The sequence below is a fragment of the Streptomyces sp. NBC_01477 genome, assembly GCF_036227245.1.
Classification (GTDB): domain Bacteria; phylum Actinomycetota; class Actinomycetes; order Streptomycetales; family Streptomycetaceae; genus Actinacidiphila.
In genome coordinates this window covers 4,475,751-4,502,424 of the sequence record NZ_CP109445.1, presented here as the reverse complement: position 1 = coordinate 4,502,424, position 26,674 = coordinate 4,475,751, and the positions used below count along the sequence as shown (strand labels likewise).

The following is a 26,674-nucleotide window of genomic DNA, read 5'->3' as shown; positions in this document are numbered from 1 at the left end:
TGCGGCACGCCTGTTCCCGACGCCGGTGCGACACAATCGGGGCGTGATGTTCGGCATCCTCGGCGCGACGCGGGCTCTGGGCACGGACGGCGCCGAGCTGGCGCTGGGCGGCCCGCGGCGGCGCGCGCTGCTCGCCCTGCTGCTGCTGGACGCCGACCGGACGGTGAGCGGCGAGCGGCTGATCGACGGGCTCTACGGGGAGCATCCGCCGGCCGGGGTCGGCAACGCCGTGCAGTCCCAGGTCTCCCGGCTGCGCCAGGTGCTGCCGGTGCCGATCGAGGGGCACCCGGCGGGCTACCGGCTGGTCGTCGCCCCCGACCAGGTCGACGCGCACCGCTTCCAGCGGCTCGGCGCCGAGGGCCGCGAGGCGCTGCTCGGCGGTGAACCGGCGCTGGCCGCCCGGCTGCTGCGCGAGGCGCTGGCCCTGTGGCGCGGCCCCGCGCTGGGCGACGTCGGCGATGCCCCGTTCGCCGCCGCCCAGGTCGTACGCCTGGAGGAACTGCGGACCGGCGCCGTCGAGGACCGCGTCGAGGCCGACCTCGCCCTCGGGCGGCACCGCTCGCTGGTCGCCGAACTCGGTGAGCTGGTGGCGGCCCACCCACTGCGGGAACGGCTCCGCGGCCAGCTGATGCGGGCGCTGTACGGCAGCGGGCGGCAGGGTGAGGCCCTGGCCGTGTACGAGGCGGCCCGGCGGGAACTGGCCGACTCCCTCGGCGCCGACCCGGGGCCCGAACTCGCCGCCGTCCACCTGGCCGTCCTGCGGGGCGAGCCGATGGCGGGACCGCGGGATGTTTCACGTGAAACCGGACCCGGCGGGGATGTTCCACGTGAAACATCGCCAGATCCGGGGCCGGCCCCGGGGCACGGTACGACCTCGGCCGCCGCCCCCGCCGTGCGGCACGAACTGCCCGCCCAGCTCACCAGCTTCGTCGGCCGGGCGGCCGAACTGGACCTGATCGGCGACCGACTGGCCCGGCAGCGGCTGGTGACCCTGATCGGCCCCGGGGGCGCCGGCAAGACCCGCCTGGCGGTCGAGGCGGCCGGGCGCCATCCGCAGGACGCCTGCTTCGTGGAACTGGCCGGGGTGACCAGCGGGGCGGAGATCCCGCAGGCGGTGCTCGGCGCGCTCGGGCTGCGTGACGTCGCCCTGCTGCCCGCGGTCGGACACGCCCCCGCCGGGGCCGCGCCGGCGGTGCCCGACCCCGTCGCCCGGATCGCCGCGGCGCTCGCCGACCGGCCGCTGCTGCTGGTCCTGGACAACTGCGAGCACGTGGTGGCCGACGCGGCGCTTTTCGCCGAGCGGCTGCTCACCGGCTCCCCGCGGCTGCGGATCCTCGCCACCAGCCGGGAGGCGCTGGGTATCACCGGGGAAGCGCTGTGCCCGGTGGCCACCCTCGGCCTGCCGCGGCCCGGCACCGACCGCGACCAGGTGCTGGCCTCCCCCGCCGTGCGGCTGTTCACCGAACGCGCCGCCGCCGTCAGTCCCGGCTTCGACCCGGCGGCCGACCCGGCCACCACGGATGCCGTGCTGCGGCTGTGCACCGCGCTCGACGGGCTGCCGCTGGCCATCGAACTGGCCGCGGCCCGGCTGCGTTCGCTGTCCGTCACCGAGATCGCCGCCCGGCTTGGCGCGCTGCCGGCCGACGACGCCCCGTACAGCCTCGGCGTACGCCCTGACGCGCTGTTCCGGTTGCTGTCCCGGGGCAGCAGGACCGCCCAGCCGCGGCAGCGGACGCTGCGCGGGGTCGTCGACTGGAGCTGGGACCTGCTGCCGGACGACGAACGGGCGGTGCTACGCCGCGCCGCGGTCTTCGCGGGCGGCTGGACGCAGGCCGCCGCCGAGGCCGTGTGCGCCGACGGGGACACCATCGGACCTGACGACGTGCTGGACCTGGTGGCCGCGCTGGTCGAGAAGTCCCTCGTGGTGGCCCAGCACACCGAGGGCGCAGGCCGGGTCCGCTACCGGATGCTCGAATCCATCCGGGCCTACGGCGCCGAGCGGCTGGCCGAGGCGGGCGAGACCGAACGGGCCCACCGCGCGCACGCCGCGTACTTCCTGGACTTCGCCCTGACCGCCGACCCGCACCTGCGCAGCGCCGAGCAGCTGGAGTGGCTGCGGCGGCTCTCCGACGAGCGGGACAACCTCCAGGCCGCGCTGCACCGCTCGCTCGACGTCGGCGACCTCCACGGCACCATGCGGCTGATCGCCGCGCTGTCCTCCTACTGGCTGCTGCGCGGGGTGCGGTACGAGGGGGTCGGTCCGGCGCGGCAGGTGCTGGCGGCGCTCGGGCCGACGCCCCCCGAGGGACTGGAGGAGGAATACGCGCTGTGCGTGCTCGCGGTGGTCAGCGCGCTGTCCGACCCGGCCGGCTTCGCCGCGCACGTGGCGGCGGCGACCGGGATCGTCGAGGGCCTGCACCGGATAGCCCGCCGCTTCCCGGTGCTCACCGTGCTGTGGGCGCCCTTCGCCGGGGTGCCGCAGGGCGACATGAACACCCTGGAAGGCATCGACGCGCTGCTCGCCGACCGGGGCGACCCCTGGTACGAGGCCCTGGCGCACCTCGGGTACGGCTTCCAGGCGTGGCTGGTGCGGGGCGACGCCGATCTGGCGCAGCGCGAGTGCGAGCGGTCGCTGGCCGGCTTCCGCGGCCGGGGCGACCGCTGGGGCCTGATCACCTGCCTCAACGCGCTGGCCGACCTCGCCGACTACCGCGGTGACCTGGCGGAGGCCGTCGGGCTGCTGGACCAGGCGCTGGTGCTGGCCGAGGAGCTGGACTCGGCGCTCGACGTCGCGGACCTGCTCACCAGCCGCGCCGCCTACAGCCTGCGGGCCGGCGACTTCGCCGCGGCCGCCGCGTACTGCGAGCGGGCGGTGACGCTCTCCCGGCGGGCCGGGGCGCCCGAGACGCTGGCGATGGCGCACCGCTGCCTGGCCGACACCGCCCGGCTGCGCGGCGACCTGCCGGCCGCCCGCGCGCTGGCCGAGCAGGCGCTCGCCGAATGCCCCGCCGGCTGGTTCTCCAGCAACAGCACGCGGGTCGCGGTGCTGACCTCGGCGGGCCTGGTCGCCGTCGCCGAGCGGGACGCCGCACGCGCCCACGACTGCTTCAGGGCCGCCGTCACCTTCGACAGCGAGGTGCTCCAGCTGTCGATGAACGCCGCCCACATCGCCGGCGCCGCCGCCGCGCTCGCCCTGCTCGACGGCGACCCCCGGCAGGCCGCCGCGCTGCTCGGCGCCGCCGAGACGCTGCGCGGGCGGCGCCCTACCGGTCCCGACACCGACGCCGCCGCGACCGCCGCCCGCGCCGCCTTGGGCGACGCCGGCTACGCGGCGGCCGTCGCCCGGACCGCCGCCCTGGGGCGCCCCGCGGCCCTCGCCGTCCTGACGTCGTACGCGACCGGGGGCTGAACCGGGCGCCGGTGCGCGGACGGTCAGCGCGCGGTGCGCGAGCGGTCAGCCGCGCCGCGCACGCTGCCGGCATGACGACACCGACCACGCACGACACGAGCGGCGGGATCCTCGCGCGGCAGGGCGGGCGGCGCTGGGCCGTCCTCGCCATCTGCTGCGTCGCCTCCGCACTGCTGGGCATCGACACCAGCGTCCTGAACTACGCCGTCCCCTCGCTGTCCGCGCAGCTCGCCCCGTCCGCCACCCAGCTGCTGTGGATCGTGGACGTCTACGGCTTCGTGCTGGGCGGCCTGCTGATCGTGGCGGGAAACCTCGGGGACCGGATCGGGCGCAAGAAGCTGCTGCTGCTCGGTGTGGCCGGCTTCGGCGCCGCCTCCGCGGTCAGCGCCTACGCGAACAGCCCGGCCACCCTGATCGCCGCCCGCGCGCTGCTGGGGCTGTTCGGCGCCACGATCATGCCGTCCACGCTGTCACTGGTGCGGGCCTCCTTCACCGATCCCAAGGAGCGCACCACCGCGGTCGGCATCAGCGGCGGCGTGGCGGCGGCCAGCTTCGCGCTGGGCCCGGTGGTCGGCGGGCTGCTGCTCGACCACTTCTGGTGGGGCTCGGTCTTCCTGGTCAATGTGCCGGTGATGGCGGTGATCCTGGTGGCGGGCGGGCTGATCCTGCCCGAGAGCCGCAACCCGCGGCCGGGCCGGCTGGACTGGATCAGCGTGCCGCTGTCGGTGCTCGGGATGTTCGGGGTGATCTACGCGATCAAGACCGCGGCGCGTGACGGGGCCGCGGAGCCGTCGGTGTGGATCGCCGCCGGATTCGGCGCCGCGCTGCTGGCGGTCTTCCTGCACCGCCAGACCGTCCTGCCCGAGCCGCTGCTCGACCTGCGGCTCTTCCGCACCCCGGCCTTCTCCGGCGCGATCGGCGCGAACGTCGTGACGCTGTTCGCCGCGTCCGTGCTGTCGCTGGGCTTCTCGCTGTACTTCCAGGTGGTCCGCGGCTGGTCGCCGCTGGACGCGGGGCTGGCCGTGCTGCCGGGGCCGCTGGCCGCCGCCTTCACCGCGCCCGCGGCGGCGCTGCTGATCCCGCTGATCGGCCGGGCGCGCACGGTCGCGGCCGGGCTGTTCCTGATGGGGCTGAGCACCGCGGGGCTCGGCCTGTGCACCCCGCACACCGCCTACTGGGAGCTGCTGCCGGTGGTGGTCGTCAACGGCGCCGGGCTGATGCTCACCTTCGCCGTGACCGCTGACACGATCCTGGCCAGCGCGCCCAGCACCAGGACGAGCGCCGCCGCGGCCATCTCGGAGACCGCGATGGAGCTGGGCGGCGCGCTCGGTATCGCGGTCCTCGGCTCGGTGCTCAGCGCGTACTACCGCAGCGACCTCACGCTGCCGGCCGGCCTGACGGCACGCCAGGCCGGTGCGGCACGCGAGTCGGTCAGCGGCGGCGTCGAGACCGGCCGGCAGCTGCCCGGCGCCCTCGGGCGGCAGGTCGCCGACGCCGCCGGGCGGGCGTTCACCGGCAGCCTGCACACCACGACGCTGATCGGGGGGACGCTGATGGTGCTGGGCGCCGTCGCCGCGCTGATCACCCTCAGGGATGTGCCCGCGGTGCTGGGCGAGCCCGAGCCCGGCCCGGCGCCCGCGGCGGGCTGACCGGTGCGGGGCACGGCCCCGCGGCCCTCGCGGCGCCGCGGGGTCAGTTGTCGTCGCGGCGCGGGTTGTCCTCCTCGTATCGGGTGGCCTCGACCTCGGGGTCGGAGCCGGGGGAGCCGTCGACGTGGTCGATGTGGGCGCCGTTGCCGTTCACCGAGGCCGGAGTGCCGTCCAGCGGGTCGACCACCGTCAGGGTGCTGGTGCCGCTGATCCGTTCGACGGCCTCGTCCGCGTCCGTCGGCTCGGTCGGCTCCACCAGCCAGTCGGGGTTGGCCTGCTTGCTCCACCAGCGCCAGGCCGCGAAGGCGGCGCCGCCGACCAGGCCGGCCACCACCACACCGCGGAAGACCCGGCCGGTGCGCTGCCGGCGGACCCGCCTGCGGACCAGCCGGTCGATGTCCGCGGCCGTCACCTGGCCGCGCAGCGCGTGCAGGGCAGCGGCGCCGCGCAGCACCGCCTCGTTGGTCACCGGCACCGCGACGGCCCGGGTCGCCGCGACAGCGGAACCCACCTTCGGCGCGGTGAAGTCGGCCGCCGTCCTGGCGGTGTCCCGGGTCCGCCGGGCGGCGGTCTCCACAGCTTCCGCGGCCTTCGGCGGCACGGCCGCCCACGCCTGGCCACGGGCCTGCCGCACCTGGGCGGCGAGCTTGGCGTCGTAAGTCTGCTTGGCAAGCGCGCCGGCGTGCTGCGCGTACGTACCGGCCTGCTGTGCGTAACGCGCGGCCTCGTCCTTGGCCGTGCTCGCGTACGGCGCAGCGGCCTCCGCGGCATGCCGCACACTGTCCTTCGTGATGTCGGCCGCGTTGCGCACGCTGTCGATGCGGGTCACAGGAACCTCCTCCTCGGTGGCGTACGTTTTCCGCCTGTCCACCCGGTTTGAAATCATGCCCGGCCGCGCGACGCACGGCATGTGCGGACGGGCATACGGGTCACTCGGCCCGGCCGCCGCGCAGCCCGTTCTGACGGAGAACGGGGGAAGCCCGCACGCCTGCTCGGGGCGTGCAAGGATTTGGCCCTGTCAGCGAAGACTATGGAAGGTAGACCGTGGCCGAGCAGCTCTACGCCACCCTGAAGACGACCCACGGCGACATCGTGGTCCGGCTGCTGCCGAATCATGCGCCCAAGACGGTGGCCAACTTCGTCGGCCTCGCCGAGGGCACCCGCGAGTGGACCGATCCGCGGACCGGCAAGGCATCCCATGACAAGCTCTACGACGGTACGGTCTTCCACCGGGTCATCTCCGGCTTCATGATCCAGGGCGGCGACCCGCTGGGGAACGGAACCGGCGGCCCCGGTTACGAGTTCGCCGACGAGTTCCACCCGGACCTGGCCTTCGACAAGCCCTACCTGCTGGCGATGGCCAACGCGGGACCGGCCACCAACGGCTCGCAGTTCTTCATCACGGTCGCCCCCACCACCTGGCTGACCCGTAAGCACACCATCTTCGGCGAGGTCGCGGACGACGCCAGCAAGAAGGTGGTGGACGGGATCATCAACAGCCCCGCCAATCCGCGGACCGACCGGCCGCTTGAGGACGTCGTGATCGAATCGGTCGTCGTGGAGAAGCAGGCCTGACGTACCCTTCGGGAACATCGCGCCCCGCCCGCACGTCCAAGTGGGCGGGGCGCTCGCGCGTCTCGGAGCGCTGTGACCAGGGGAGTGCGTTCATGGACCAGGCGGTCTGCTGCTACCGGCATCCGGACCGGGAGACCGGCATACGCTGCACCCGGTGCGACAAGCCCATCTGCCCGGAGTGCATGGTCAGTGCCTCGGTCGGCTTCCAGTGCCCGGACTGCGTCCGGCAGGGATCGGGGCACACGCCCCGGCCGCGGACGGTGGCCGGCGGGGTGGTGGCGCACGACCCGATCCTGATCACCAAGATCCTCATCGCGCTGAACGTCGCGGTCTTCGCGCTGGAGCTGGCGGTCGGCGACCGGGTGGTCCAGGACCTGAGCCTGTACGCGGCCTGCACCCCCAAGATGTTCGGCCCGCAGCACTGCGTCGGGGTCGCCGACGGCGAGTGGTACCGGGTGATCACCTCCGCCTTCCTGCACGACCGGGGAAACTACGGCCACATCGTCTTCAACATGCTGTCGCTGTGGTGGATCGGCGGCCCGCTGGAGCGGCTGCTCGGCCGCAGCCGCTACATCGTGATCTATCTGCTCTCCGCGCTGGCCGGCAGCGCCGCTGTGCTGCTGATCACACCGGACGCGCTGACGCTGGGCGCGTCCGGGGCGATCTTCGGACTGTTCGGCGCGACGGCGGTCTTCATGCGGCGGCTGCGCTACGACATGCGGCCGATCCTGATCCTGCTGGTGCTGAACATCGTGTTCAGCTTCACCTGGCCCAATGTCAGCTGGCAGGCGCACCTGGGCGGGCTGGTGGCGGGCACCGCGGTCGCCATAGCGATGGCGTACGCACCGCGGGAGCGGCGGGACGCCGTGCAGTGGGGGACGGCCGCCGGTGTGCTGGTGCTGACCGTGGTGCTCACGGTGATCGCTGTGGCGCAGGTCACGTCCTGAGGGCCGTGACCGCTGGCGTTGATCACACGTTATCCACAGCGGGTAGGGGATCCTGTGCAAGTTGTGCACAACCCGCGTGAACGCCTGTGCGGCTGGTCACTGATCCGGGTTGTCCCGGTTTTCCCGGCAAGATCAGTCCAGTTCGGTGTCCGGACAGCAAACGACCGGTGGCCGATGGTCCCGGCCACCGGTCGTACCGGCGTCAACCTCGTAGAGGTTATCCACAGATCTTCCGACCTTTTCCCCACTGTGGATAACTGTGTGGACAACTACTTCCACTGGGTCGAGACGACGAACCCGCCGGCGATGAAGCCGAAGCCCACCACGATGTTCCAGTTGCCGAACGCGTCCACCGGCAGGCTTCCCTGGGTGACGTAGAACAGCACGATCCAGGCGAGGCCGACGATGAAGAACGCCAGCATCAGCGGGGCCACCCAACTGCGGCCGCCCAGCTTTATGGCGGTGGCGGCCTTCGCCGGGGGCGGGGTGAAGTCGGCCTTCTTGCGGATCCGTGACTTCGGCACGAGGGAGTCTCCTGTCGATGCGCTGCGTAACCGCGCGGATGGTGCGGGGCGGTCCTGGCGGGTATGGGGTGGCAGTCCGGTGCAGGCGAGGAGCACTGCCGCCGCCGGGCGTCCGTTAGCGTAGTGCTTCCTCAGGTTGTAAGGAGACAGCGTACGGTGGCGACGGATTCCGGTGGAAGCGCACCCACCCCCTCCCCACGTGCTGTCACCCGCACCGTAGCGCTGCGAGTGCTCAGTGCGGGAGTCTTCGCACTGGCCGGACTGATCTTCTGGATGAGTTTCGACACCGCCAAGGGCGTGGACATCCGCAGTGACGACCCGCTGCCGAAGCTCTCCGACACCATTCGCACCAAGAACACCCGTAATGGCCAACTGGAGAACCAGCTGACCGGCGTGCGGGACGACGTCGACCGGCTGACCCGGCAGGGCAGCGGCCTGAGCGCCGCCGAGCAGGCCGCGATCGACGCGCTGGCCAGGACGGCGGGCACCGACCCGCTCACCGGTCCCTCGATCGAGGTCACCCTCAACGACGCCCCGCCCAACGCCACCGCCCTGGTCCCCGGCGTCCCCGACCCGCAGCCCAACGACCTGGTGATCCACCAGCAGGACCTGCAGGCCGTCGTCAACGCGCTGTGGCAGGGCGGCGCCAAGGGCATCCGGGTGATGGACCAGCGGCTGATCTCCACCAGCGCGGTCCGCTGCGTCGGCAACACCCTCATCCTGCAGGGCCGCGTCTACTCGCCGCCCTACCGGATCACCGCCGTGGGTGACCAGGCGAAACTGCGGCAGGGGCTCAACAACAGCCCGGCGATCCAGAACTATCTGCAGTACGTGGCCGCGTACGGCCTCGGCTGGAAGGTCACCGCGGCCAAGTCCGTCACCCTTCCCGGCTACACCGGCTCGACCGTTCTTCACTATGCGCAGCCTGTGGGCCGGCCGTGAGAACCGGCCGGTCGGCGGCCTGCGGGAGGGCGGACGCCGAGGTGAAGCCATGACGAAGCTTTGTCCGGCTACCAACCCACTCCGGGGGATCTCCCCTTACTCTGTTCCGGGGAGCCGGAAGGAAAGGGACCGCATGTACGGCTGGATCTGGCGGCATCTGCCGGGCAACGCATGGATGAGGGCGCTGACCGCCCTCGCGCTGGCCCTGATCGTCGTCTACGTCCTCTTCCAGTACGTGTTCCCGTGGGCGGAGCCGCTGCTGCCGTTCAATGACGTGACTGTCGACAATGGGATGGCCGCCGTCCGATGAGCGCACGCATTCTCGTGGTCGACAACTACGACAGCTTCGTCTTCAACCTCGTGCAGTACCTCTACCAGCTCGGCGCCGAGTGCGAGGTGCTGCGCAACGACGAGGTGCAGCCCGCGCACGCGCAGGACGGCTTCGACGGGGTGCTGCTCTCCCCCGGTCCCGGCACCCCGGAAGAGGCGGGGGTGTGCGTCGACATGGTGCGGCACTGCGCGGAGACGGCCGTGCCGGTCTTCGGCGTGTGCCTGGGGGTGCAGTCCATCGCGGTGGCCTACGGCGGCGTCGTCGACCGGGCGCCGGAGCTGCTGCACGGCAAGACCTCACTGGTGACCCACGAAGGCGTCGGCGTCTTCGCCGGGCTGCCGACCCCTTTCACCGCCACGCGTTACCACTCTCTCGCCGTGGAGGGCAGCACCCTTCCGGATGAGCTGCAGGTCACCGCGTGGACGGAGAACGGCATCATCATGGGGCTCCGGCACCGGGACGCGGCCGTCGAGGGTGTGCAGTTCCACCCCGAGTCGGTGCTCACCGAATGGGGGCACAAGATGCTGGCGAACTGGCTCGCCGAGTGCGGTGACGACGCGGCCCCGGGCCGCTCGCAGGGACTCGCACCGGTCGTCGGGAGGGCGGGGGCGTGACCACGCTCCGCCCGGAGCGCCCCGCGGACGGCCCGATGTCGTACGAGGACACCGGGCAGTTCAAAGCTGTCGTGGAGGGGCTGGACGACCCCCTGAACGACCCGCTGCCCGGCCGCCCCCCGGCGGTGCGGGACGAACCGGAGCAGCCGCTCCCCGAGCCGGACTTCCCGGAGCCGGGTCTTCCCTCGCCGGACTTCACCGAGCCGGACTTCCCGGAGACCGCTTTTCCCGAGCCCCCTTTTCCCGGGACATCCGTCGCCGGGCCCGCGGCGGCTCCCCCGTGGGGCCGCGCCCCGGAGCGCGACGAGCCCGCGGCGCGCGTGCGGGAGGAGCCCGGGCCGCCCGTCGCGGAGCCGGCCTTTCCCGGGCCCCACAGCGCCGATATGACGCAGACCGCACGTATGCCCGTCGTGGTCGAGCCGGACCCGCCCGCGCAGGACGTCGGGCCGGACGCGGCCGTACCGCCGCCGCTCGCGCCGCTCGCGCCACCGGGGCCGCCTGGGCCGCCGCCGGACGGGGGAAGGGCCGCCAGGCGCAAGGCCGCGCGGCAGGGCGGCGGTGGCGGTGGTGGTCACCGGGCCGCAGGGCGCGGGGCGAGCGGCCCCGCGCACGGCCCCGGTACGCCCCAGGAGGCGTCCTCAGCGCCGCTGAGCCGGGTGGAGGCCCGGCGGGCCGCCAAGGCCGCCAAGGACAGCCCCGCGGTCGTCGCGAGCCGGATCGTCGGCGAGCTGTTCATCACCACCGGCGTCCTGATGCTGCTCTTCGTCACCTATCAGCTGTGGTGGACCAACGTCCGCGCCCACCAGCAGGCCAACGGCGCCGCGAACAACCTCCGCCACCAGTGGGACAGCGCCTCCACCGACCCCGACCGGGTGCCCGGCACCTTCTCGCCCGGCCAGGGCTTCGCGATCATGTACATCCCCAAGCTGGACGTCAAGGCGCCCATCGCGCAGGGCATCTCGAAGCACAACGTGCTCGACAAGGGCATGATCGGCCACTACGACGGCGAGCTGAACACGGCGATGCCCTGGGACAAGACCGGCAACTTCGCGGTCGCCGCCCACCGCAACACCCACGGCGAGCCCTTCCGCTACATCAACCACCTGGTGGCCGGCGACAAGGTGGTGGTCGAGACGGCGAGCGACTACTACACCTACGAGGTCACCAGCGAGCTGCCCTCCACCCCGCCGTCCAACACCAGCGTGCTCAAGCCGATCCCGGTCGGCTCCGGCTTCACCGCGCCCGGCCGCTACCTCACCCTCACCACCTGCACGCCCGAATTCACCAGCACCAACCGGCTGATCGTGTGGGGCAAGCTGATCGAGGAACGGCCGCGCAGCAAGGGCAAGCCCGACGCGCTCGTCGGTGACTGACGGATCCGCCGAGCCCCCTGCCACCGCCACGAGGAGCGTCCCCCGACGTGCCATCAGACGTGCCATCAAACGTGCCGCTGCCCGACGTGCCACCGCCGGACGCGAAGCCCGACGCGAAGCCGGACGCAGCGCCGAACGCGGATCCGGACGCGCAGCCGACCGGCGTGACGGCCGGCAGACCCGTCCGGCGGGGCGGCGCCGCCCGCGTCATCAGCGTCGTCGGCGAGCTGCTGATCACCGCCGGCGTCGTACTGGCCCTCTTCGTCGTCTACTCGCTGTGGTGGACCAACGTGGTGGCCGACCGGCACGCCGCCAGGGCCGCCGACAAGGTGCGCCAGCAGTGGTCGCAAGGGTCGCAGGGAGCGCCCGCGCGCGGCCTCGACACCAAGGACGGCATCGGCTTCCTGCACGTCCCGGCGATGGGCAGGAACTACGAGGTGCTGGTCAAGAAGGGCACCGCGACCGACGTGCTCAACGAGGGCGTCGCCGGCTACTACACCGACCCCACCCCCGCGGCCATGCCCTGGGACCCGGCCGGCAACTTCACCCTCGCCGCCCACCGCGACGGCCACGGCGCGAAGTTCCACAACATCAACAAGATCCACGACGGCGATCCGGTGGTCTTCGAGTCCAAGGACACCTGGTACGTCTACAAGGTCTACAAGGTCCTCGACCAGACCTCGAAGTACGACGTCGCCGTGACCGACCAGGTCCCCAAGGAGTCCGGCCGGAACAAGCCGGGGCGCTACATCACCCTGACGACCTGCACCCCGGTCTACACCTCGCGCTACCGCTACGTCGTGTGGGGCGAGCTGGTCCGCACCCAGAAGGTCGACGCGCAAAGAACGCCGCCGCCCGAACTGCGATAGTCCGGACGGCGGCGTTCACGACGGGTGTCGTGCCGGGCTAGTTGCCTCCGCCACCGGGTCCCGTGGCGGTCTGCACCTGGATCTGCTGGCCCTGGGTCAGCGGGGAGCCCTGGGTCGGGTTGCTGGCGATGACCCACGCGTTGCCGTCCTCGGGGCCGCCGTTCACCACCACGATGGACAGGCCGAGGTTCATCCCGTTCAGCTGGTTGCGTACGTCGTTGAGCCGGTGGAACTGCACGTTGGGCATCGTCTGGCCCTGCGGCGGGTTCTGCGACTGGTCGGGTCCTGTGGAGATGACCAGGTTGATCCGGTCGTCCTTGGCCGCCTTGCTGCCGCCCTGCGGGGTCTGGCTGATGACGGTGCCGGACGGGAAGTTCGGGTCCTGGGACGACTGCGAGGTCGTGTGGACGTTGGTGAAGCCGTCGTTGCTCAGCTGGTCCAGCGCGCCCTGCTTCGGGAAGCGGGTCAGGTCCGGGACATCGATCTGCTCGGGCTGGACCGCGACCTTGAGGGTGATCACCGTGCCCTTGGGCTGCTTGGTGTCGGCCGCCGGGCTCTGGCTCAGGACGGTGTTCTCGTCCTTGGTGGTGGAGACCTGGTCCTCGCGCTTCACGGTGAAGCCGGCGCTGGTCAGCTCCTGCTGCGCCGCGTCATAGGTGTCGTTCTTCACGTCGGGCACCGCGATCGGTGCCGGGCCCTTCGACAGGACGACGGTGACCGTCTTGTTGGACGGGATCGCGGTGTCGGCGGCCGGGGTCTGCGTGCAGATCATGTCCTTCTCGACGCCCTCGCAGAAGGCGGGCGTGCCCTTGACCAGGGTGATGTCCACGTTCTGCGCGGTGGTCTGGGCCTCGGCGTAGGACTTGCTGACGAAGTTCGGCACCTTGGCGTCGGCTCCCGCGCCGCCGCCGTCGAAGACCGCCTTGCCCAGGAAGATCGCTCCGACCAGCACCAGGACGCCGGCCACGACCAGCAGCACGGTGGACGTACTGCCGCCCTTCTTCTGCCGGCGGCGGTCGGGGCGGTCGTCGTAGCCGTAGCCGCCGTCGTCGTCGCGGGACGGCGGCAGCATCGAGGTGTGCGGGTCGGACTGCTGGGGCAGGGCGGTGGTGGGGGAGTTGTCGGCGTAACCGTGCGGGTAGCCGTAGCCCGCCGCGCCCATGGCGACGGCTGCGGCGACGGGCTGGCCGTCCAGCGCCGCCTCGACGTCGGCGCGCATCTCGTCGGCCGACTGGTAGCGGTAGTCCGGGTCCTTGGTCAGCGCCTTGAGGACGATGGCGTCCATCGCCGGGGTGACCTCGGGGTCGTAGACCGACGGCGGCTGCGGGTCCTCGCGTACGTGCTGGTAGGCCACCGCGACCGGGGAGTCGCCGACGAAGGGCGGGCGTACGGTCAGCAGCTCGTAGAGCAGGCAGCCGGCGGAGTACAGGTCGGAGCGGGCGTCGACCTGCTCGCCCTTGGCCTGCTCGGGCGACAGGTACTGGGCGGTGCCGATGACGGCCGCGGTCTGCGTCATGGTCATGCCGGAGTCGCCCATCGCGCGGGCGATGCCGAAGTCCATGACCTTGACCTGGCCCGTGCGGGTCAGCATCACGTTGGCCGGCTTGATGTCGCGGTGGACGATGCCCGCCCGGTGGCTGTACTCCAGCGCCTGGAGGATGCCGACGGTCATCTCCAGCGCCCGGTCGGGCAGCAGCTTGCGTCCGGAGTGCAGCAGCTCGCGCAGGGTGGAGCCGTCGACGTACTCCATCACGATGTACGGGATCGAGATGCCGTCGACGTAGTCCTCGCCGGTGTCGTAGACAGCGACGATCGAGGGGTGGTTGAGCGAGGCGGCCGACTGGGCCTCCCGGCGGAAGCGGGCTTGGAAGGACGGGTCGCGGGCAAGATCCACCCGCAGCGTCTTCACAGCGACGGTACGGCCGAGGCGGGTGTCGTGCGCGATATACACCTCGGCCATGCCACCGCGGCCGAGCACCGAGCCCAGCTCGTACCGGCCGCCGAGGCGACGCGGCTCTTCCATAGCTCTGCCCTCTCCTCAAACCCGTATCTTGACGTTCACGACCCGAATTTCCGTTAACCCATGCCCTGCGCCCGCACGGAGATACGGTACCGGGCGTTCCCGGCCCGTTCGCGCCCCGGCCGTCCGCCGATACCCGACCGGTATGTGGCCGGGCGCCGGGGCGCGCGTGAGGGTCGTCCCGGCCGGCATTCGCGCCTCGACCATGTGCCGGTCACTTGTTCAGTACCGCTTCCATCACGCTCTGGGCGATCGGCGCCGCCAGACCGCCACCGCTGATGTCGTCGCGGTTGGCGGCGCCGTCCTCGACGACGACGGCCACCGCGACCGGCGAGCCCTGGTCGGTCATGGCGTAGGAGACGAACCAGGCGTACGGGGCCTTGTCATTGTTGATGCCGTGCTGCGCGGTGCCGGTCTTGCCGCCGACCCTGACCCCGGGGATCTTCGCGTTCTTGCCGGTGCCGTCGTTGACGACGGTCTCCATCATCGACTGGAGCTTCTGCGCGTTCTCCGGCGACAGCGGCTTGCTCAGCTCCTTGGGGTCGGTCTGCGAGATGGTGCTCAGGTTCGGCGCCACCAGCTTGTCGACCTCGTAGGGCTGCATCAGCACGCCGTTGTTGGCGATGGCCGAGGCGACCATGGCCATCTGGAGCGGGGTGGCCGCGGTGTCGAACTGGCCGATCGAGGACTGGGCGACCTGGTCCGGGCTCATCTTGGTGTCGAAGTTGCTCGCGTCCGCGCGGACCGGGATGAGCTGCTCCTTGTTGAAGCCGAACTTCTCCGCCTCGTCCACCATGCCCTTGAGCCCGACGTCGACGCCGAGCTTGCCGAAGACCGTGTTGCAGGACTGCCGCAGCGCGTTGCGCAGCGAGGTGTCCTTGCACTGGATGTGGCCCTCGTTCTTCAGCGGCACCGTGGTCCCCGGCAGGGTGTACGGGTCGGGCGACGTCGTCGAGGCGTCCACATCGGTCACCTTGCCGGACTCCAGCGCCGCAGCCGCCGTGACCAGCTTGAACGTCGAGCCGGGCGGGTAGGTCTGGCGCAGCGCCCGGTTCAGCGACGGGTCGTCCGGGTCGTTCTTCTTGTCCAGCGCGACCCAGTTCTTCTCGTCGGTGTTGGAGTAGCCCGCGATGCCCGACGGGTCGTACGACGGGGTGCTCGCCATGGCGAGGATCGCGCCGGTGCGCGGGTCCAGTGCGACGACCGCGCCCTTCTTGTCGCCGAGGCCCTTGAAGGCCGCCGTCTGCGCCTTGGCGTTCAGCGTGGTCACCACGTTGCCGCCCTGCCGCTGCTTGCCGGTGAGCAGGTCGATGGTGCGGTTGAAGAACAGCCGGTCGTCGTCGCCGGTGAGGAACTTGTCCTCGACGCCTTCCAGGAAGCTGGTGCCGTACGCCTGCGAGGCGTGGCCGGTCACCGGCGCCCACATCGGGCCGTCGGTGTAGGTGCGCTTGTACTTGAAGTCGCTGCCGTTGGTCTCGGTGTGGCCGGTGACGGCCTTGCCGTCCACGACGATGTCGCCGCGCGGCTGGGCGTACTGGTTGATCGCGACCCGGCGGTTGTGCGTGTCGTTGGAGAGCTGGTCGGCCTGGACGAACTGCACGTAGTTGACCCGCAGCAGCAGGGCGAGGACGAGAAGACCGCAGAAGACCGCGACCCGTCGTAGCGGCTTGTTCACTGCGTACGCACCACCTGGGTCGCTTCGGCGTCGGGGGAGGGGGCGGGGCTCGGGGCCGGCCGCCGCGCGGTGTCGCTGATCCGCATCAGGATCGCGACCAGGGCCCAGTTGGCGATCACCGAGGAACCGCCCTGGGCCATGAACGGCATGGTCATACCGGTCAGCGGGATGAGCCCGGTCACACCGCCGGCCACCACGAAGACCTGTAGCGCGAAGGCGCCGGACAGGCCGATGGCCAGCAGCTTGCCGAACGGGTCGCGGGCGGCCAGCGCGGTCCGTATGCCGCGCTCGGTCAGCAGCCCGTAGAGCAGCAGGACGGCCATCAGGCCCGCCAGGCCCAGCTCCTCGCCGACGGTGGCGAGGATGTAGTCGCTCTTCGGCGCGATGCCGAGGATCAGCCGGGAGTACCCCTGGCCGAGCCCCGAGCCGAAGATGCCGCCGGAGCCGAACGCGTACATCGCCTGCGCCGTCTCGGTGACGCCGCCGTTGGGGGCCAGCGCGAGCGGGTGCAGCCAGTTGTCGACGCGCTCCTTGACGTGGTGCTCGAAGGTGGACACGAAGACCGCGCCGCCCGCGCTGAGCAGCAGGCCGAAGACGATCCAGCTGGTCCGCTCGGTGGCCACGTAGAGCATGATCACGAACAGGCCGAAGAAGAGCAGCGAGGTGCCCAGGTCGGTCTCGAAGACCAGGATCAGCAGGCTGATGCCCCAGATGACCAGGATCGGGCCGAGGTCCCGGCCGCGCGGCAGGTACAGGCCCATGAAGCGGCGGCTGGCCAGCGCCAGCGCGTCCCGCTTGACCATCAGGTAGCCGGCGAAGAAGACCGTGATGACGATCTTCGCGAACTCACCCGGCTGGAGCGAGCCGATGCCGGGCAGCGTGACCCAGATCTTCGCGCCGTTCACCCCGGGGAAGAAGACCGGGGCGACCAGCAGTGCCAGGGCCAGCACCATCGAGATGTAGGTGTAGCGCTGCAGGATCCGGTGGTCCTTGAGGAAGACCAGGACGCCGATGAAGAGCAGCACGCCGACGGTGGACCACATCAGCTGCTTGGGCGCCATCGCGGCGCCCAGGCTCGGCTCCTGGTCGAGCCGCCAGATCAGCACCAGGCCGAGGCCGTTGAGCAGGGTGGCGATCGGCAGCATCAGCGGGTCGGCGTACGGGGCGAACTTGCGTACCAGCAGGTGGGCCACCGCGGCCAGCAGGCCGAGTCCGACACCGTAACCGAGCAGGCCCGCCGGGACCGAGCCGTTCTTGGCCAGGCCGACGTTCGCGTAGGCGAAGACCGGGATGAGGACGGCGAAGACGAGCAGGGCTAGCTCGGTGTTGCGGCGGTTGGGAGCGCCGATCGACGTGATGGTGGTGGTGTTGCTGGCGCTCATGACGAGCCGACCCCTCCTGGTGTTACGGCTGGCCCGACGTGCAGTTCGGGGCCAGCTTCTGCTCGTCCGGCGTCAGCGTCGGCGTCGGGGCGGTGGTCGGGGTGGTGCTCTTCTTCGGGGTGGACGCGTTCGTGCCGCCGACGGGGGTGCCGGCCGCGCCGCCCGTCGCCGACATCCGGCCCTCGGCCTTCTTCGCCGCCGCGGCGGTCTGGCCCGCGACCGCCTTGGCGTCGGCGACCTTCTTGCACACCGACGCCTGCTTGGCCAGCTCGTCGGCCTTGTCGTTGGCTTGGCCGAGGCTGCTGAGCGCGATGGTGCTCCTGACCTGGTCGCGCTGGTACGACGGCAGGTACTTGAGTTCGATATCGGTGCGGTCCTTGTGCACCTTGGACAGGTTGAGCCAGGCCAGCTTCTGGTCGATGCCCCGGTAGACGGCGACATGGTCGCCCTTGGCGCCGACGTAGTACTGGGTCTGCGTCCAGGCGTACCCGCCGTAGAGGGCGCCGCCGACCACGGCGAGGACGGCGACGCCGATCAGGGTGCGCTTGGGCCACTTGCGGGACTTGCCCGGCTTGCTGAGGTCGGCGTCGTCGTGGCCGCCGAAGCTGCCCAGCGGGGCGCCGGCGGCGCCCGGGACCGGGTCGCCGCTGCCGGGCGGCCCGAAGGCGCCGGACGGTCCCGCCTGCTGCGGGGTACGGCCCAGCTCGGCCGCGCGGCCGGCCGGGGTCTGCAGGTGGCGGGCGTCGCTGAGCGGCAGCTGGGTGTCGGCGACCGCGCCGACCACCACAGGGGTGTCGTTGAGCTGGGCGGCCAGCGTGTCGCCGTCGTCGGTGTCCAGGACGTCGGCCACGATGCAGGTGATGTTGTCCGGGCCGCCGCCGCGCAGCGCGAGCTGGATCAGTTCCTGCACGGTCTCGTGCGGCGCCTGGTAGCCGGCCAGGGTGTCTTCCAGGGTCTGGTGGCTGACCACCCCCGACAGGCCGTCGGAGCAGATCAGATAGCGGTCGCCGACCCGGACCTCGCGGATCGACAGGTCGGGCTCGACCCGCTCGCCACTGCCCAGCGCGCGCATCAGCAGGGAGCGCTGCGGGTGGGTGGTGGCCTCCTCCTCGGTGATCCGGCCCTCGTCCACCAGCCGCTGCACCCAGGTGTGGTCCTGGGTGATCTGGGTGAGGACGCCGTCGCGCAGCAGGTACGCACGCGAGTCGCCGACATGGACCAGGCCGAGCCGCTGACCGGTCCACAGCAGGGCGGTCAGCGTGGTGCCCATGCCCTCCAGCTGCGGGTCCTCCTGGACCATCTGCAGCAGCTGGTCGTTGGCGCGCTGCACGGCGGTGCCCAGCGACGTGAGGATGTCGGAGCCGGGAATGTCGTCGTCAAGCGTGACGATGGTGGAGATCACCTCGGAGGAGGCGACCTCGCCGGCGGCCTGGCCGCCCATGCCGTCGGCGATCGCGAGCAGACGGGGGCCGGCGTAGCCGGAGTCCTCGTTCCCCTCGCGGATCATGCCCTTGTGCGAACCGGCGGCGAAACGCAGGCTCAGAGACATGCGCACCTCCCCCGTCGGCTCCGGGTACATCCGCACGCTGCCCACCCTCTCGCTCGCGCGTCGTGGCTCCGCTCGCCCATTGTGCGACTACTTCCGCAGCTCGATGACGGTCTTGCCGATGCGGATCGGCGCACCCAGCGGGACCGGGGTCGGCGTGGTCAGCCGGTTCCGGTCGAGATAGGTGCCGTTCGTGGATCCGAGATCCTCGACGATCCACTGTCCGTCGCGGTCCGGGTAGATCCTGGCATGCCGGCTGGACGCGTAGTCGTCATCGAGGACAATCGTCGAGTCATGTGCCCGGCCGAGCGTGATCGTCTGCCCCTGGAGCGCCACCGTGGTGCCCGCCAGCGACCCCTCGGTGACCACCAGCTTGGTGGGGGCGCCGCGGCGCTGGCGGTTGTTCTGCGCCGGCTGCTGCGCGCGCCGGTCCTGCGCCGCGGCCTGCTGGCGCTGCTGGGGCGGGCGGGCGCCGGCGTCGCCGCGGCGTCCGGCGCGCTGGGTCACCCGGGTCCCGAAAAGGTCGCTGCGGATGACTTGCACCGCGACGATCACGAACAGCCACAGAACGGCGAGGAAACCCAACCGCATGACCGTCAGGGTCAGCTCTGACATTGGCCCCGCTTCACCCTTCGGCTTGCCGATAGACGATGGTGGTGCTCCCGACAACGATGCGGGAGCCGTCGCGGAGCGTAGCGCGCTGGGTGTGCTGCCCGTCCACCACGATGCCGTTCGTCGATCCCAGGTCCTGCACCAGGGAGGGTGTGCCCACCCGGATCTCGCAGTGTTTGCGCGATACGCCCGGGTCGTCCACCCGGACGTCCGCCTCGGTGGAGCGGCCGAGGACCAGGGCGCCCCGGGTGATCTGGTGCCGGGTGCCGTTGATCTCGATCCAGCGCCGGGTGCCGGCCGCGGCGGAGCCCGCCGGGGCCCCGGTGCCGGGGAGCCGGGTGACCGGGGCGGGCGGCCGGGCGGCGCCGCCCGCGGGCGGCGGGGCGGCCGGCAGCGGCGGCACGGCGGCGGGGCGCTGCGGTCCCGCGCCCGGCTGCTGCCCGCCGGCCGGCGGGAAGGGGGTGCGGGGCGGCGGCTGCTGGTAGCCCTGCGGGGACTGGGCGTGCGCCGCCTGCGGATACGGCGGCCGCTGGGCCGGCTGGCCGGGCTGCGGGCCCTGCTGCTGTCCCTGCGGGAACTGGGGCTGCTGCGATTCGCTGGAGGCGAGGGTGCGGCTGCGGACCCGGTACAGGCCGGTGTCGAGGTCGGCCGCCTGCTCCAGGTGCACCCTGATGCTGCCCATGAACGTGTAGCGCTGCTGCTTGGCGTAGTCGCGGACCATCCCGGCCAGCTCGTCGCCCAGCTGCACCGCGTACGGGCTCAGCCGCTCGAAGTCGGGGGTGCTCAGCTCCACGATGAAGTCGTTGGGCACCACCGTGCGGTCCCGGTTCCAGATCGTGGCGTTGTTGTCGCACTCGCGCTGCAGCGCGCCCGCGATCTCGACGGGTTGCACCTCGCTCTTGAACACCTTGGCGAAGGTGCCGTTCACCATGCCTTCCAGCCGCTGCTCAAAGCGCTTCAGTACTCCCACGGGGCACCTCCCTCCTCGGGGCCTTCCACCGAGTCGAATCCGATACTGCTTACTGATCGTATCCACGCGCGGGAAAAACCTGTGGTTCCCCGAACGCCCTGGGCAGGGCAGTGTCAACCCTCACACCGGCCGCGCTTCCCCTCCCTCTGCCCAGAGCGATGGTAGATGCGACCTCGTGCCCAGTGCTCCCAGTGTCGCGCACCGTCGGCCACGCTCGCGCCGTCTCCCGCCATCCCGTCTGCCCCCATTCCGCCGCCTCTCCCGTTACCTCTCCCATCCGCCTCCCGCCAAGGTCCCGCCCGGGCCGAACAGATGTGATTCCACCCCGTACCCCGTGCTAATCTTCTGCATGTCGGAAGGCACTCCCACCTCAGCGGACCGAACAGTCCACCGGATGTGTGAGAATCGAACGGCAGCACCCATGCGCGGGTGGCGGAATAGGCAGACGCGCTGGATTCAGGTTCCAGTGCCCGAAAGGGCGTGGGGGTTCAACTCCCCCCTCGCGCACAGCGGGACACCGACGAATGGTGTCCTATCGCACCGACGAGAAGGTCGGCACCATTATCATGGTGCCGACCTTTTTGCTGTGTCGGGCCAGGTCAGGGCCGGTCTCGAGCCTGGACAGGGGTGAGCGCCGTCGGCTGGGAGCCGGCGGCGCTCGTTTTTTGATCTTTTGGGTGCCGGACTGCGTGTCGTGCTGGCTCGGTGTGGCGATTGTCGGTGCTTGGGGCTTTCAGGGGGTGACGTAGCCCTTGGGCGTCCAGGTGCCGAGGGGTTTGGTCTCGCGTCGGCGGGTGGGCCGGCGGCGTGGGCGGTCGCCGTCGATGGCGACGGTGTCGGCCCAGGTGGCGAGTTTGCGACGGTTGGCGTGCCCGAGTTGGAAGGCCAGGAGGATGGTCTGCGCGGCGATGCCGCGGATGCGGCGGGTGCCGGAGGATTCCAGGTCCTCGTGGAGGGGGTCCTTGGCGAACCCGTTGATGCCCTCGACGGAGTTGCGGAGCCGGAAGTAGATGCGCTGCCAGGTCTCGCGCCCGTACTGGAGGGGCTGCCAGAGGTTGGCGCCGGCTTCGGGGGGCACGGTGATGCTGCGCTGCTCGCATACCGCGGGCGGTGCGGTGGGGCTGGGAGTGACGGGGGTGTTCACGAGTGACTCTGACCAGCTACGTCCAACGCCTTTGGAGATCGCTTCCCGTCCGAGAGGTGATCGTTTCCCGGCAGAGACGCAGACCGCCTATGAGACGGCGATGTCGTGCTGGTTGCTGCATGCGTCATCTCGTAGGTGCAGCCGGCGCAGGTCTTGCAGTGCGGCGACGGGGAAGGGGTGTTGAACCCACTTGGCTCGGTATCCTTCTTCGCCGTGCAGCCGCAGCACTGACTGCGCGGCGTCGATGACGGCGTGGCTCAGGGCGCTTCGGTTTTGCGTTGAGGTCCAAACGAGCGTGCCGTCGTCGTCGTTCACGTCAAAGCTCGCTGACATGTCCGGGAAGCGGTAGATCGAGATGCGTACGTCCGACCCCATGCTTCGAAGGACCCACCTGACTTCGGCCGGTTCGAGGTCGAAGGAGAACCGGTGGACGGGGTTGGGGCCGTAGAGGCCGGCAACGCCGTGAAGCACGTCGGCGAGGGCATCGGTGCAGTAGCTGACGATGTCCTTGCGCTCCGATGGACCGTCTGTGATGCGGCACGTTGCCCAGCCAGACCCGCTGAGTTCCCAGCTGAACTGGAGATCGGTCATCGTTCTCCTCCTCCCCCGCCTTGTCGATATTGGGCCAGTAGCCGGAAGAACTCGTCGATCGGTGTGGAGTCCGCTGGCGTTCTATGCTCGATGGCCGCTGCCCAGCCAAGGGAGCCGGAGATGCCGTGCTGCTCGCGCAGCCAGCGGGTGAAGTCCTCTTCGGGCCAGAAAATGAAGCTCTCGTCGATGGAGTGCACGCCGAGCGCTACTCGGTAGCCGATGAGCATGGACTGCAGGTGCTGGAGTGAGCCGTTGGGAAGCCACATGCCGGGCCGCAGGCGGATCTGCTCCAGGAAGTCGTACACGTCGGCGCACTCCTGCCAGTGCTTGACGGTGTTCTGCGCGGGGTTTTCGGTCGGCACGGGGTGAGCCTACGGCGCACGGGAGTTGTCCTTCGCTGAAGCGGTGCAGGCAGCAGTAGGCACGCGTGGTCATTTGGGGACATCTGCGGTCACACTCTGCGATCTTGATATTGCTCCCTCTACGTTTGTCTGGGACCTGGAGTGCCGCAGGTCCAGGGGTGTCGGCTGAGCGAAGGCAGGGGCCGGGATGACGTCGCTGTTCGACCGTCTGGATGTTGAAGAGGCCATCGTGCGCGGTGAGTTGGCCGCACTGCGCGACAAGGTCGCGCAGGCGGAGGAGCGGCTGGCCCACCTGTCGATCACCCGGGAGACGTTGCTTTCCCTCACGGGTGAGGAGCATGTCATCGACGGGCGTGGGGAGGCCGGGCCGCAAGAGCACGACCCGGTCGGCGCAGGCAGTACCCCGCAAGCAGGAGCTCTGAAGGGACGGCCTGCTGGTGCTTCTGGTCCGGACGAGGCCCCGCCATCTTCGGGTCGGCTGGGTTGGGAGGTCGCCCGAGAGCGGATGCTGGTGCTTCTGGCGGGGGCAGGGCGGGCGATGAAGGTCCAGGACATCGCTGCGGCGATCGGCGAGGACGTCACGGACACTTCGAAGGGGCGGAGAGTCGAGACGACCCGGTCCCGGTTGAAGACGCTCGTCAAGGAAGGCCAAGTAGTCGAGGGGCCGACCGCCTGGTTCGCAATCGCCCCCGCCGGAGACCGGCAGCGGAGGGATGCCAGGGAGTGAATCTGGGCCGCGAGCGCGCGGCGTTTTCAGGTGGCACCGCCGAGGGACTACCAATCAGCTCGGCGGTGCCGGGTGCGTGAGCGCCCGCCTGGCAGGTGGCTCCCGCGCGTCCGAGGGTAGTTGAGGCGCTCTCCCCTCGGCGTGTGAGCCACGAACTTCGTCATGCCCGGTCGTCCTTTGGCGTCTTCGGGCGTGGATCGAGGCTCAATGCGTTCTCTTCCGATCGATGTTGCTGCTGTCCGGCCACAGGTTGGCGCCGGTGAAGTGGGCGAGGCGGGCGACGGTGGCCACGTCCGGCCAGGACCGTCCCGTGAGAAGGTCGGCTACGGCCTGCCTGTTCACTCCGGAGCCGGCGGCGGTTGCGCGCAGGCTCAGGCCCCGGTCGACCAGGACCCGGGTGAGAGTGCGGGCGATGTGGCGGACCGCTTCGGCGGCCATGTCGGCGCTTGGCTGTTCGGGCCAGGCTTCCGGATCGTCGGTCAGCTCCCTGGGGGAGCGTGCGCGGGCGCGTCCGCCGACCATGCGCGCACCATCCTGTCCGTTGAAGTTGATCAGCTGTGGAATGGCTGCTTGTCCAGCCGGTATGCATGGACCGTGGTCCTTGATCCCGTCACGTCCGCGAAGATCACCCGCTACCAGCCCAAGAGCGCTCCGCCGGTCTGGGCCGAGGTCGCGCCGGTGGTGCGGTCGATCATCGCCGCGGCCGTGACAGCCGTGCCCTATGACGTGGAGCGGCTGCTGCACGTGGTCGGCAGGCTGGCGTTGTGGGCCGAGGCGTCGGGGATCGAGCGGTCTGCGGACGCGTGGTTGCGCAACGAGGTGATCGACGCGTTCGTGCTCTCGCGGGCTGGGGAGATCGAATCGTCGTCGGTACGGACGTACCGGACGTGGCTGTTGCGCGTACGTGACGCCCTGGCCTGGAGCGAGCGCGGGGAGGCGCCTCCGGCCCGGATGCACGCCGAGGTGAGTCCGCACCAGCCCTACACGGCAGGCGAGTTGGCGGGACTGCGGCACTGGGCCACCCATCTGCCCTGGCAGCAGAGGACCGACGCGCTCGCGCTGCTGGGGCTGGGTGCCGGTCTGGGGCTGACGCCGAAGGAGGTTGCGGCCAGTCGGGGCATCGATCTGCGCCGTCCGAGCGTCGACGGGCCGCTGCTGCACAAGGGCGTCGAGCGGCTGGTCCCGCTCGTCGCCCGGGCCGCATGGGACACGGTCCTGGGCGAACTGGCGGAGAGGGCTGGCGGCGGGTACTTGTTCCGGCCGAGGCGGACCGTCGAGTACGCGAAGAACCTGATCGGCTCCTGGTCCCTGATCCACCGGCCGCCGCGGGATCTGCCTGCGGTGTCGGTGGGCCGGTTGCGGGCGACGTGGATCGTCGAGTTGATGCGTGCGCATATCGATCACCATCTGATCGCCCAGGCGGCCGGCCTTGCTTCCGCCGCGTCCCTGGCCCGCTGGCAGCACCTGGTGCCACCTGTGGACGAGGTGACTGCGGCCCGGCTCTTGCGAGGCGCGGAGGAGCGGTGACCAGGCCCCGGGCGTGGCGGAACCCGGAAAAGATCAGGCAGTGCCGTCCGCGGCCGGTCACCGATGCACCCTTCGCGATCCCCGAGTCGAAGGTCGGCCAGCTCGATGCGCTCCTGCACGAGTCTGGAGTGCTTGAGCTGATCGACACCGAGCTGCAAGGCCGACCAGGTCCGAACGGGCTTCCGGTCCGGACCGTGCTGGTGGGGTCGCTGCTGGCGTTGCACTATCACCGCAGCGCCAGCCTCGCGGACGTCTGCAGAGTGCTGCTCGATGAGCTGCGGCCCCCCGCGCGGTCGTGGCTCGGCGTCCCGGACGGCAGCCGTGCCGACGACCACGCGAGGATCGCGTTCTCCCGCCGTGTCTACCGCTCCTTCGACCGGCTGACCACCGCCCTCGACCCCCTGCGCTGCGACCGGCGACGCCGGCTTCCCGCCGAGGAGGCCCGCGTCGTGGCAGCCGCCTGGGAGGACACGGACGCAGAGCGCACACGCCGACGGGAGCTGCTGCAAGAGGTCAGTGACCGTCTGGTGCTGATCACCGTCCGCCTCGCTCACCGCCGGGGCCTGTTCAAGGGCTGGCGGGGCGACATCGCCGCCGACACCACCCCGATTCCCGCCTGGCACCAGCCGCCCCAAGAACGACGCGGCTTGGCCTCCGTCGAACTCACCGCCGGCTGGCACTACTGCGGAGGCTCCGAGGAAGGGATCTTCGGACACTCCGCCAGCCTTCTGGTCGCCTCCAGCCGACGGCACCCCGCAGGGCACCCGCAGGCCGGTGAACGCGTCAGCCGCCATCCGCAACTCGCACTCGGCCTCGTCCTGGACACACCGGGCAAACGCATCGGCCCCAACGCGGTCCACTCCCTCGCCCGGCTGGCCCCGTTCGGCTTCCCCAGAGGTCTGCTGGCGGCCGACCGCGCCTACACCGACCAGGTCACCGAGCACTTTGCCCAGCCGGTCCGCACCATGGGCTACCAGCTGGTCCTCGACTACAAACAGCAACACCGGGGTGTCCAGGGCACCCACCATGGTGCCCTTCTCGTCGACGGATCGCTCGCCTGCCCCGCCATGCCGGACGCGCTGGCCCACGCGACCACCGGGCTCGACGACAAAGCCGTACGCGGCATCGACAACAGCCCCGAGCTCGGCGATCTGATCACCGCCCGGGAGCCGTACTTCCTCAGGCTCAAGCAGTCCGCGGACGAGCGGGGCGCGATCAGGCTCCAGTGCCCGGCCAGCGGGCCCTCGCCCGCCGTGTCGTGCCCCCGCTTCAACCAGGTCCACCACGTCCCGGCACCGCGGCCGGCCGTGGTGGACCTCAACAACAAGCGGGCCACCGCCGCACACGCCGCGGCCAAGCCCACCGTCCCGATCCCGCAAGGCGAACGGCTGCGGCCACTGCCCAAAAACGAGCTGCCACGGATCTGCCAGAAACCCACGATCACCGTCCGTCCCGGCGCCCTCGGCAAGCTCGACAAGTTCCGCCAGGACCGGCACTACCTCCACCCCACCTGGCAGGACGCCTACCGGCCCGAGCGGGCAAACATCGAGGGCCTCAACGGCAGGGCCAAGAGCCACGGCATCGACATCTCCGACCCCACCAAGCGGCCCGCCCACGGCCGCGTCGCGCAGACCATCCTGCTCGCGCTGATGATCTGCAGCATCAACCTGCACATCCTCTTCGCCTGGCAACAGACCAGCGGAGCCCGAGCGACCGCGACCACCCTGGAAGTCGTCACGATCACTGGATCGGCAGCCCAGACACCCCGCGAGGCCGGCCTGCCGCCACCCGCAGAGCCGAAGATCCGCACGACCACGTGAGACGCCAGCACCACCAGCCGGGCTCACACGCGCCCACCGATGGTCCCCGAACGCCACACGCACCG

The 26,674-nt window shown here is 71.1% G+C and carries 24 protein-coding genes and 1 tRNA gene; 13 read left to right on the top strand and 12 right to left on the bottom strand.

Annotation, left to right across the window (positions count from 1 at the left end; all coding sequences use genetic code 11):
* Positions 1 to 46 precede the first annotated feature (46 nt).
* Together OHA86_RS18835 and OHA86_RS18830 are read left to right on the top strand one after the other, a co-directional pair.
* Positions 47 to 3,409 (top strand): AfsR/SARP family transcriptional regulator, encoded by a 3,363-nt coding sequence (locus OHA86_RS18835; protein ID WP_329182466.1) that lies wholly within the window; start codon positions 47 to 49, stop codon positions 3,407 to 3,409.
* A 71-nt stretch (positions 3,410 to 3,480) separates the two neighbouring features.
* Entirely contained in the window at positions 3,481 to 5,058 is a 1,578-nt protein-coding gene (locus OHA86_RS18830; protein ID WP_329176886.1) for an MFS transporter, read from the top strand.
* 43 nt (positions 5,059 to 5,101) lie between these two features.
* On the opposite strand, the gene OHA86_RS18825 is transcribed toward OHA86_RS18830, so the two are convergent.
* Positions 5,102 to 5,887 carry a DUF5324 family protein gene (locus tag OHA86_RS18825; protein WP_329176884.1) on the bottom strand — a complete coding sequence of 262 codons (786 nt, stop codon included), beginning with the start codon at positions 5,885 to 5,887 and terminating at the stop codon, positions 5,102 to 5,104.
* 215 nt (positions 5,888 to 6,102) lie between these two features.
* Here OHA86_RS18825 and OHA86_RS18820 point away from each other — a divergent pair, with 215 nt between their 5' ends.
* Together OHA86_RS18820 and OHA86_RS18815 are read left to right on the top strand one after the other, a co-directional pair.
* Complete coding sequence (locus tag OHA86_RS18820) at positions 6,103 to 6,633, top strand: peptidylprolyl isomerase (RefSeq protein WP_329176882.1); 531 nt, start codon at positions 6,103 to 6,105, stop codon at positions 6,631 to 6,633.
* A 92-nt stretch (positions 6,634 to 6,725) separates the two neighbouring features.
* Complete coding sequence (locus OHA86_RS18815; protein ID WP_329176880.1) at positions 6,726 to 7,580, top strand: rhomboid family intramembrane serine protease; 855 nt, start codon at positions 6,726 to 6,728, stop codon at positions 7,578 to 7,580.
* A gap of 269 nt (positions 7,581 to 7,849) precedes the next feature.
* Here the strand turns inward: OHA86_RS18815 and crgA are convergent, their stop codons facing one another.
* A complete protein-coding gene (gene crgA / locus OHA86_RS18810; protein WP_033175597.1) occupies positions 7,850 to 8,104 on the bottom strand; it encodes a cell division protein CrgA in 255 nt (84 codons plus the stop codon).
* Positions 8,105 to 8,332: 228 nt separating this feature from the next.
* Between crgA and OHA86_RS18805 the strand changes: the two genes are divergently transcribed.
* The 5 genes from OHA86_RS18805 to OHA86_RS18785 all read left to right on the top strand — a co-directional run bounded on the left by OHA86_RS18805 (position 8,333) and on the right by OHA86_RS18785 (position 12,233).
* Positions 8,333 to 9,046, top strand: coding sequence for a DUF881 domain-containing protein (locus OHA86_RS18805; RefSeq protein WP_443053916.1), 714 nt, complete (start codon positions 8,333 to 8,335; stop codon positions 9,044 to 9,046).
* Between the two features lie 133 nt (positions 9,047 to 9,179).
* Positions 9,180 to 9,356 (top strand): hypothetical protein, encoded by a 177-nt coding sequence (locus tag OHA86_RS18800; protein WP_329176879.1) that lies wholly within the window; start codon positions 9,180 to 9,182, stop codon positions 9,354 to 9,356.
* Positions 9,353 to 9,991 carry an aminodeoxychorismate/anthranilate synthase component II gene (locus OHA86_RS18795; RefSeq protein WP_329176877.1) on the top strand — a complete coding sequence of 213 codons (639 nt, stop codon included), beginning with the start codon at positions 9,353 to 9,355 and terminating at the stop codon, positions 9,989 to 9,991. Before OHA86_RS18800 ends, OHA86_RS18795 begins: the two co-directional genes overlap by 4 nt.
* Positions 9,988 to 11,364, top strand: coding sequence for a class E sortase (locus OHA86_RS18790; protein WP_443071765.1), 1,377 nt, complete (start codon positions 9,988 to 9,990; stop codon positions 11,362 to 11,364). Before OHA86_RS18795 ends, OHA86_RS18790 begins: the two co-directional genes overlap by 4 nt.
* Positions 11,365 to 11,528: 164 nt before the next feature.
* A complete protein-coding gene (locus tag OHA86_RS18785) occupies positions 11,529 to 12,233 on the top strand; it encodes a class E sortase (RefSeq protein ID WP_329182463.1) in 705 nt (234 codons plus the stop codon).
* Between the two features lie 37 nt (positions 12,234 to 12,270).
* On the opposite strand, the gene pknB is transcribed toward OHA86_RS18785, so the two are convergent.
* The 6 genes from pknB to OHA86_RS18755 all read right to left on the bottom strand — a co-directional run bounded on the left by pknB (position 12,271) and on the right by OHA86_RS18755 (position 20,438).
* The gene (gene pknB / locus OHA86_RS18780) at positions 12,271 to 14,256 is read right to left on the bottom strand and encodes a Stk1 family PASTA domain-containing Ser/Thr kinase (protein WP_329176875.1); all 1,986 of its coding nucleotides are present in this window, start codon (positions 14,254 to 14,256) and stop codon (positions 12,271 to 12,273) included.
* A gap of 211 nt (positions 14,257 to 14,467) precedes the next feature.
* Positions 14,468 to 15,928 carry a peptidoglycan D,D-transpeptidase FtsI family protein gene (locus OHA86_RS18775; RefSeq protein ID WP_329176873.1) on the bottom strand — a complete coding sequence of 487 codons (1,461 nt, stop codon included), beginning with the start codon at positions 15,926 to 15,928 and terminating at the stop codon, positions 14,468 to 14,470.
* Positions 15,925 to 17,310: an FtsW/RodA/SpoVE family cell cycle protein gene (locus OHA86_RS18770; RefSeq protein ID WP_329176871.1), complete on the bottom strand. Its 1,386-nt coding sequence runs from the start codon at positions 17,308 to 17,310 to the stop codon at positions 15,925 to 15,927. Before OHA86_RS18770 ends, OHA86_RS18775 begins: the two co-directional genes overlap by 4 nt.
* Before the next feature lie 22 nt (positions 17,311 to 17,332).
* Positions 17,333 to 18,889, bottom strand: coding sequence for a Stp1/IreP family PP2C-type Ser/Thr phosphatase (locus OHA86_RS18765; protein WP_329182462.1), 1,557 nt, complete (start codon positions 18,887 to 18,889; stop codon positions 17,333 to 17,335).
* 57 nt (positions 18,890 to 18,946) lie between these two features.
* Positions 18,947 to 19,471, bottom strand: a complete 525-nt coding sequence (locus OHA86_RS18760) for an FHA domain-containing protein FhaB/FipA (protein WP_329176869.1) — start codon at positions 19,469 to 19,471, stop codon at positions 18,947 to 18,949.
* A gap of 10 nt (positions 19,472 to 19,481) precedes the next feature.
* Entirely contained in the window at positions 19,482 to 20,438 is a 957-nt protein-coding gene (locus OHA86_RS18755; protein WP_329176867.1) for a DUF3662 and FHA domain-containing protein, read from the bottom strand.
* A gap of 423 nt (positions 20,439 to 20,861) precedes the next feature.
* Here OHA86_RS18755 and OHA86_RS18750 point away from each other — a divergent pair.
* A tRNA-Leu gene (locus tag OHA86_RS18750) sits at positions 20,862 to 20,945 on the top strand.
* A 226-nt stretch (positions 20,946 to 21,171) separates the two neighbouring features.
* On the opposite strand, the gene OHA86_RS18745 is transcribed toward OHA86_RS18750, so the two are convergent.
* The 3 genes from OHA86_RS18745 to OHA86_RS18735 form a co-directional block, all read right to left on the bottom strand.
* Positions 21,172 to 21,582 (bottom strand): hypothetical protein, encoded by a 411-nt coding sequence (locus OHA86_RS18745; RefSeq protein ID WP_329176866.1) that lies wholly within the window; start codon positions 21,580 to 21,582, stop codon positions 21,172 to 21,174.
* Between the two features lie 87 nt (positions 21,583 to 21,669).
* A complete protein-coding gene (locus OHA86_RS18740) occupies positions 21,670 to 22,173 on the bottom strand; it encodes a hypothetical protein (protein ID WP_329176865.1) in 504 nt (167 codons plus the stop codon).
* The gene (locus tag OHA86_RS18735) at positions 22,170 to 22,535 is read right to left on the bottom strand and encodes a hypothetical protein (protein ID WP_329176864.1); all 366 of its coding nucleotides are present in this window, start codon (positions 22,533 to 22,535) and stop codon (positions 22,170 to 22,172) included. The genes OHA86_RS18740 and OHA86_RS18735 overlap by 4 nt, the downstream gene beginning before the upstream one ends.
* Positions 22,536 to 22,722: 187 nt before the next feature.
* On the opposite strand from OHA86_RS18735, the gene OHA86_RS18730 reads away from it, so the two are divergent.
* Positions 22,723 to 23,262 carry a hypothetical protein gene (locus OHA86_RS18730; protein ID WP_329176862.1) on the top strand — a complete coding sequence of 180 codons (540 nt, stop codon included), beginning with the start codon at positions 22,723 to 22,725 and terminating at the stop codon, positions 23,260 to 23,262.
* Between the two features lie 204 nt (positions 23,263 to 23,466).
* Here OHA86_RS18730 and OHA86_RS18725 read toward each other — a convergent pair whose 3' ends face one another.
* Positions 23,467 to 23,784: a helix-turn-helix domain-containing protein gene (locus OHA86_RS18725; protein WP_329176861.1), complete on the bottom strand. Its 318-nt coding sequence runs from the start codon at positions 23,782 to 23,784 to the stop codon at positions 23,467 to 23,469.
* Between the two features lie 72 nt (positions 23,785 to 23,856).
* Here OHA86_RS18725 and OHA86_RS18720 point away from each other — a divergent pair, with 72 nt between their 5' ends.
* Together OHA86_RS18720 and OHA86_RS18715 are read left to right on the top strand one after the other, a co-directional pair.
* Positions 23,857 to 24,789, top strand: a complete 933-nt coding sequence (locus OHA86_RS18720; RefSeq protein WP_329176859.1) for a hypothetical protein — start codon at positions 23,857 to 23,859, stop codon at positions 24,787 to 24,789.
* Positions 24,786 to 26,609 (top strand): hypothetical protein, encoded by a 1,824-nt coding sequence (locus OHA86_RS18715; protein WP_329176857.1) that lies wholly within the window; start codon positions 24,786 to 24,788, stop codon positions 26,607 to 26,609. Before OHA86_RS18720 ends, OHA86_RS18715 begins: the two co-directional genes overlap by 4 nt.
* The last annotated feature ends 65 nt before the right edge of the window (positions 26,610 to 26,674 follow it).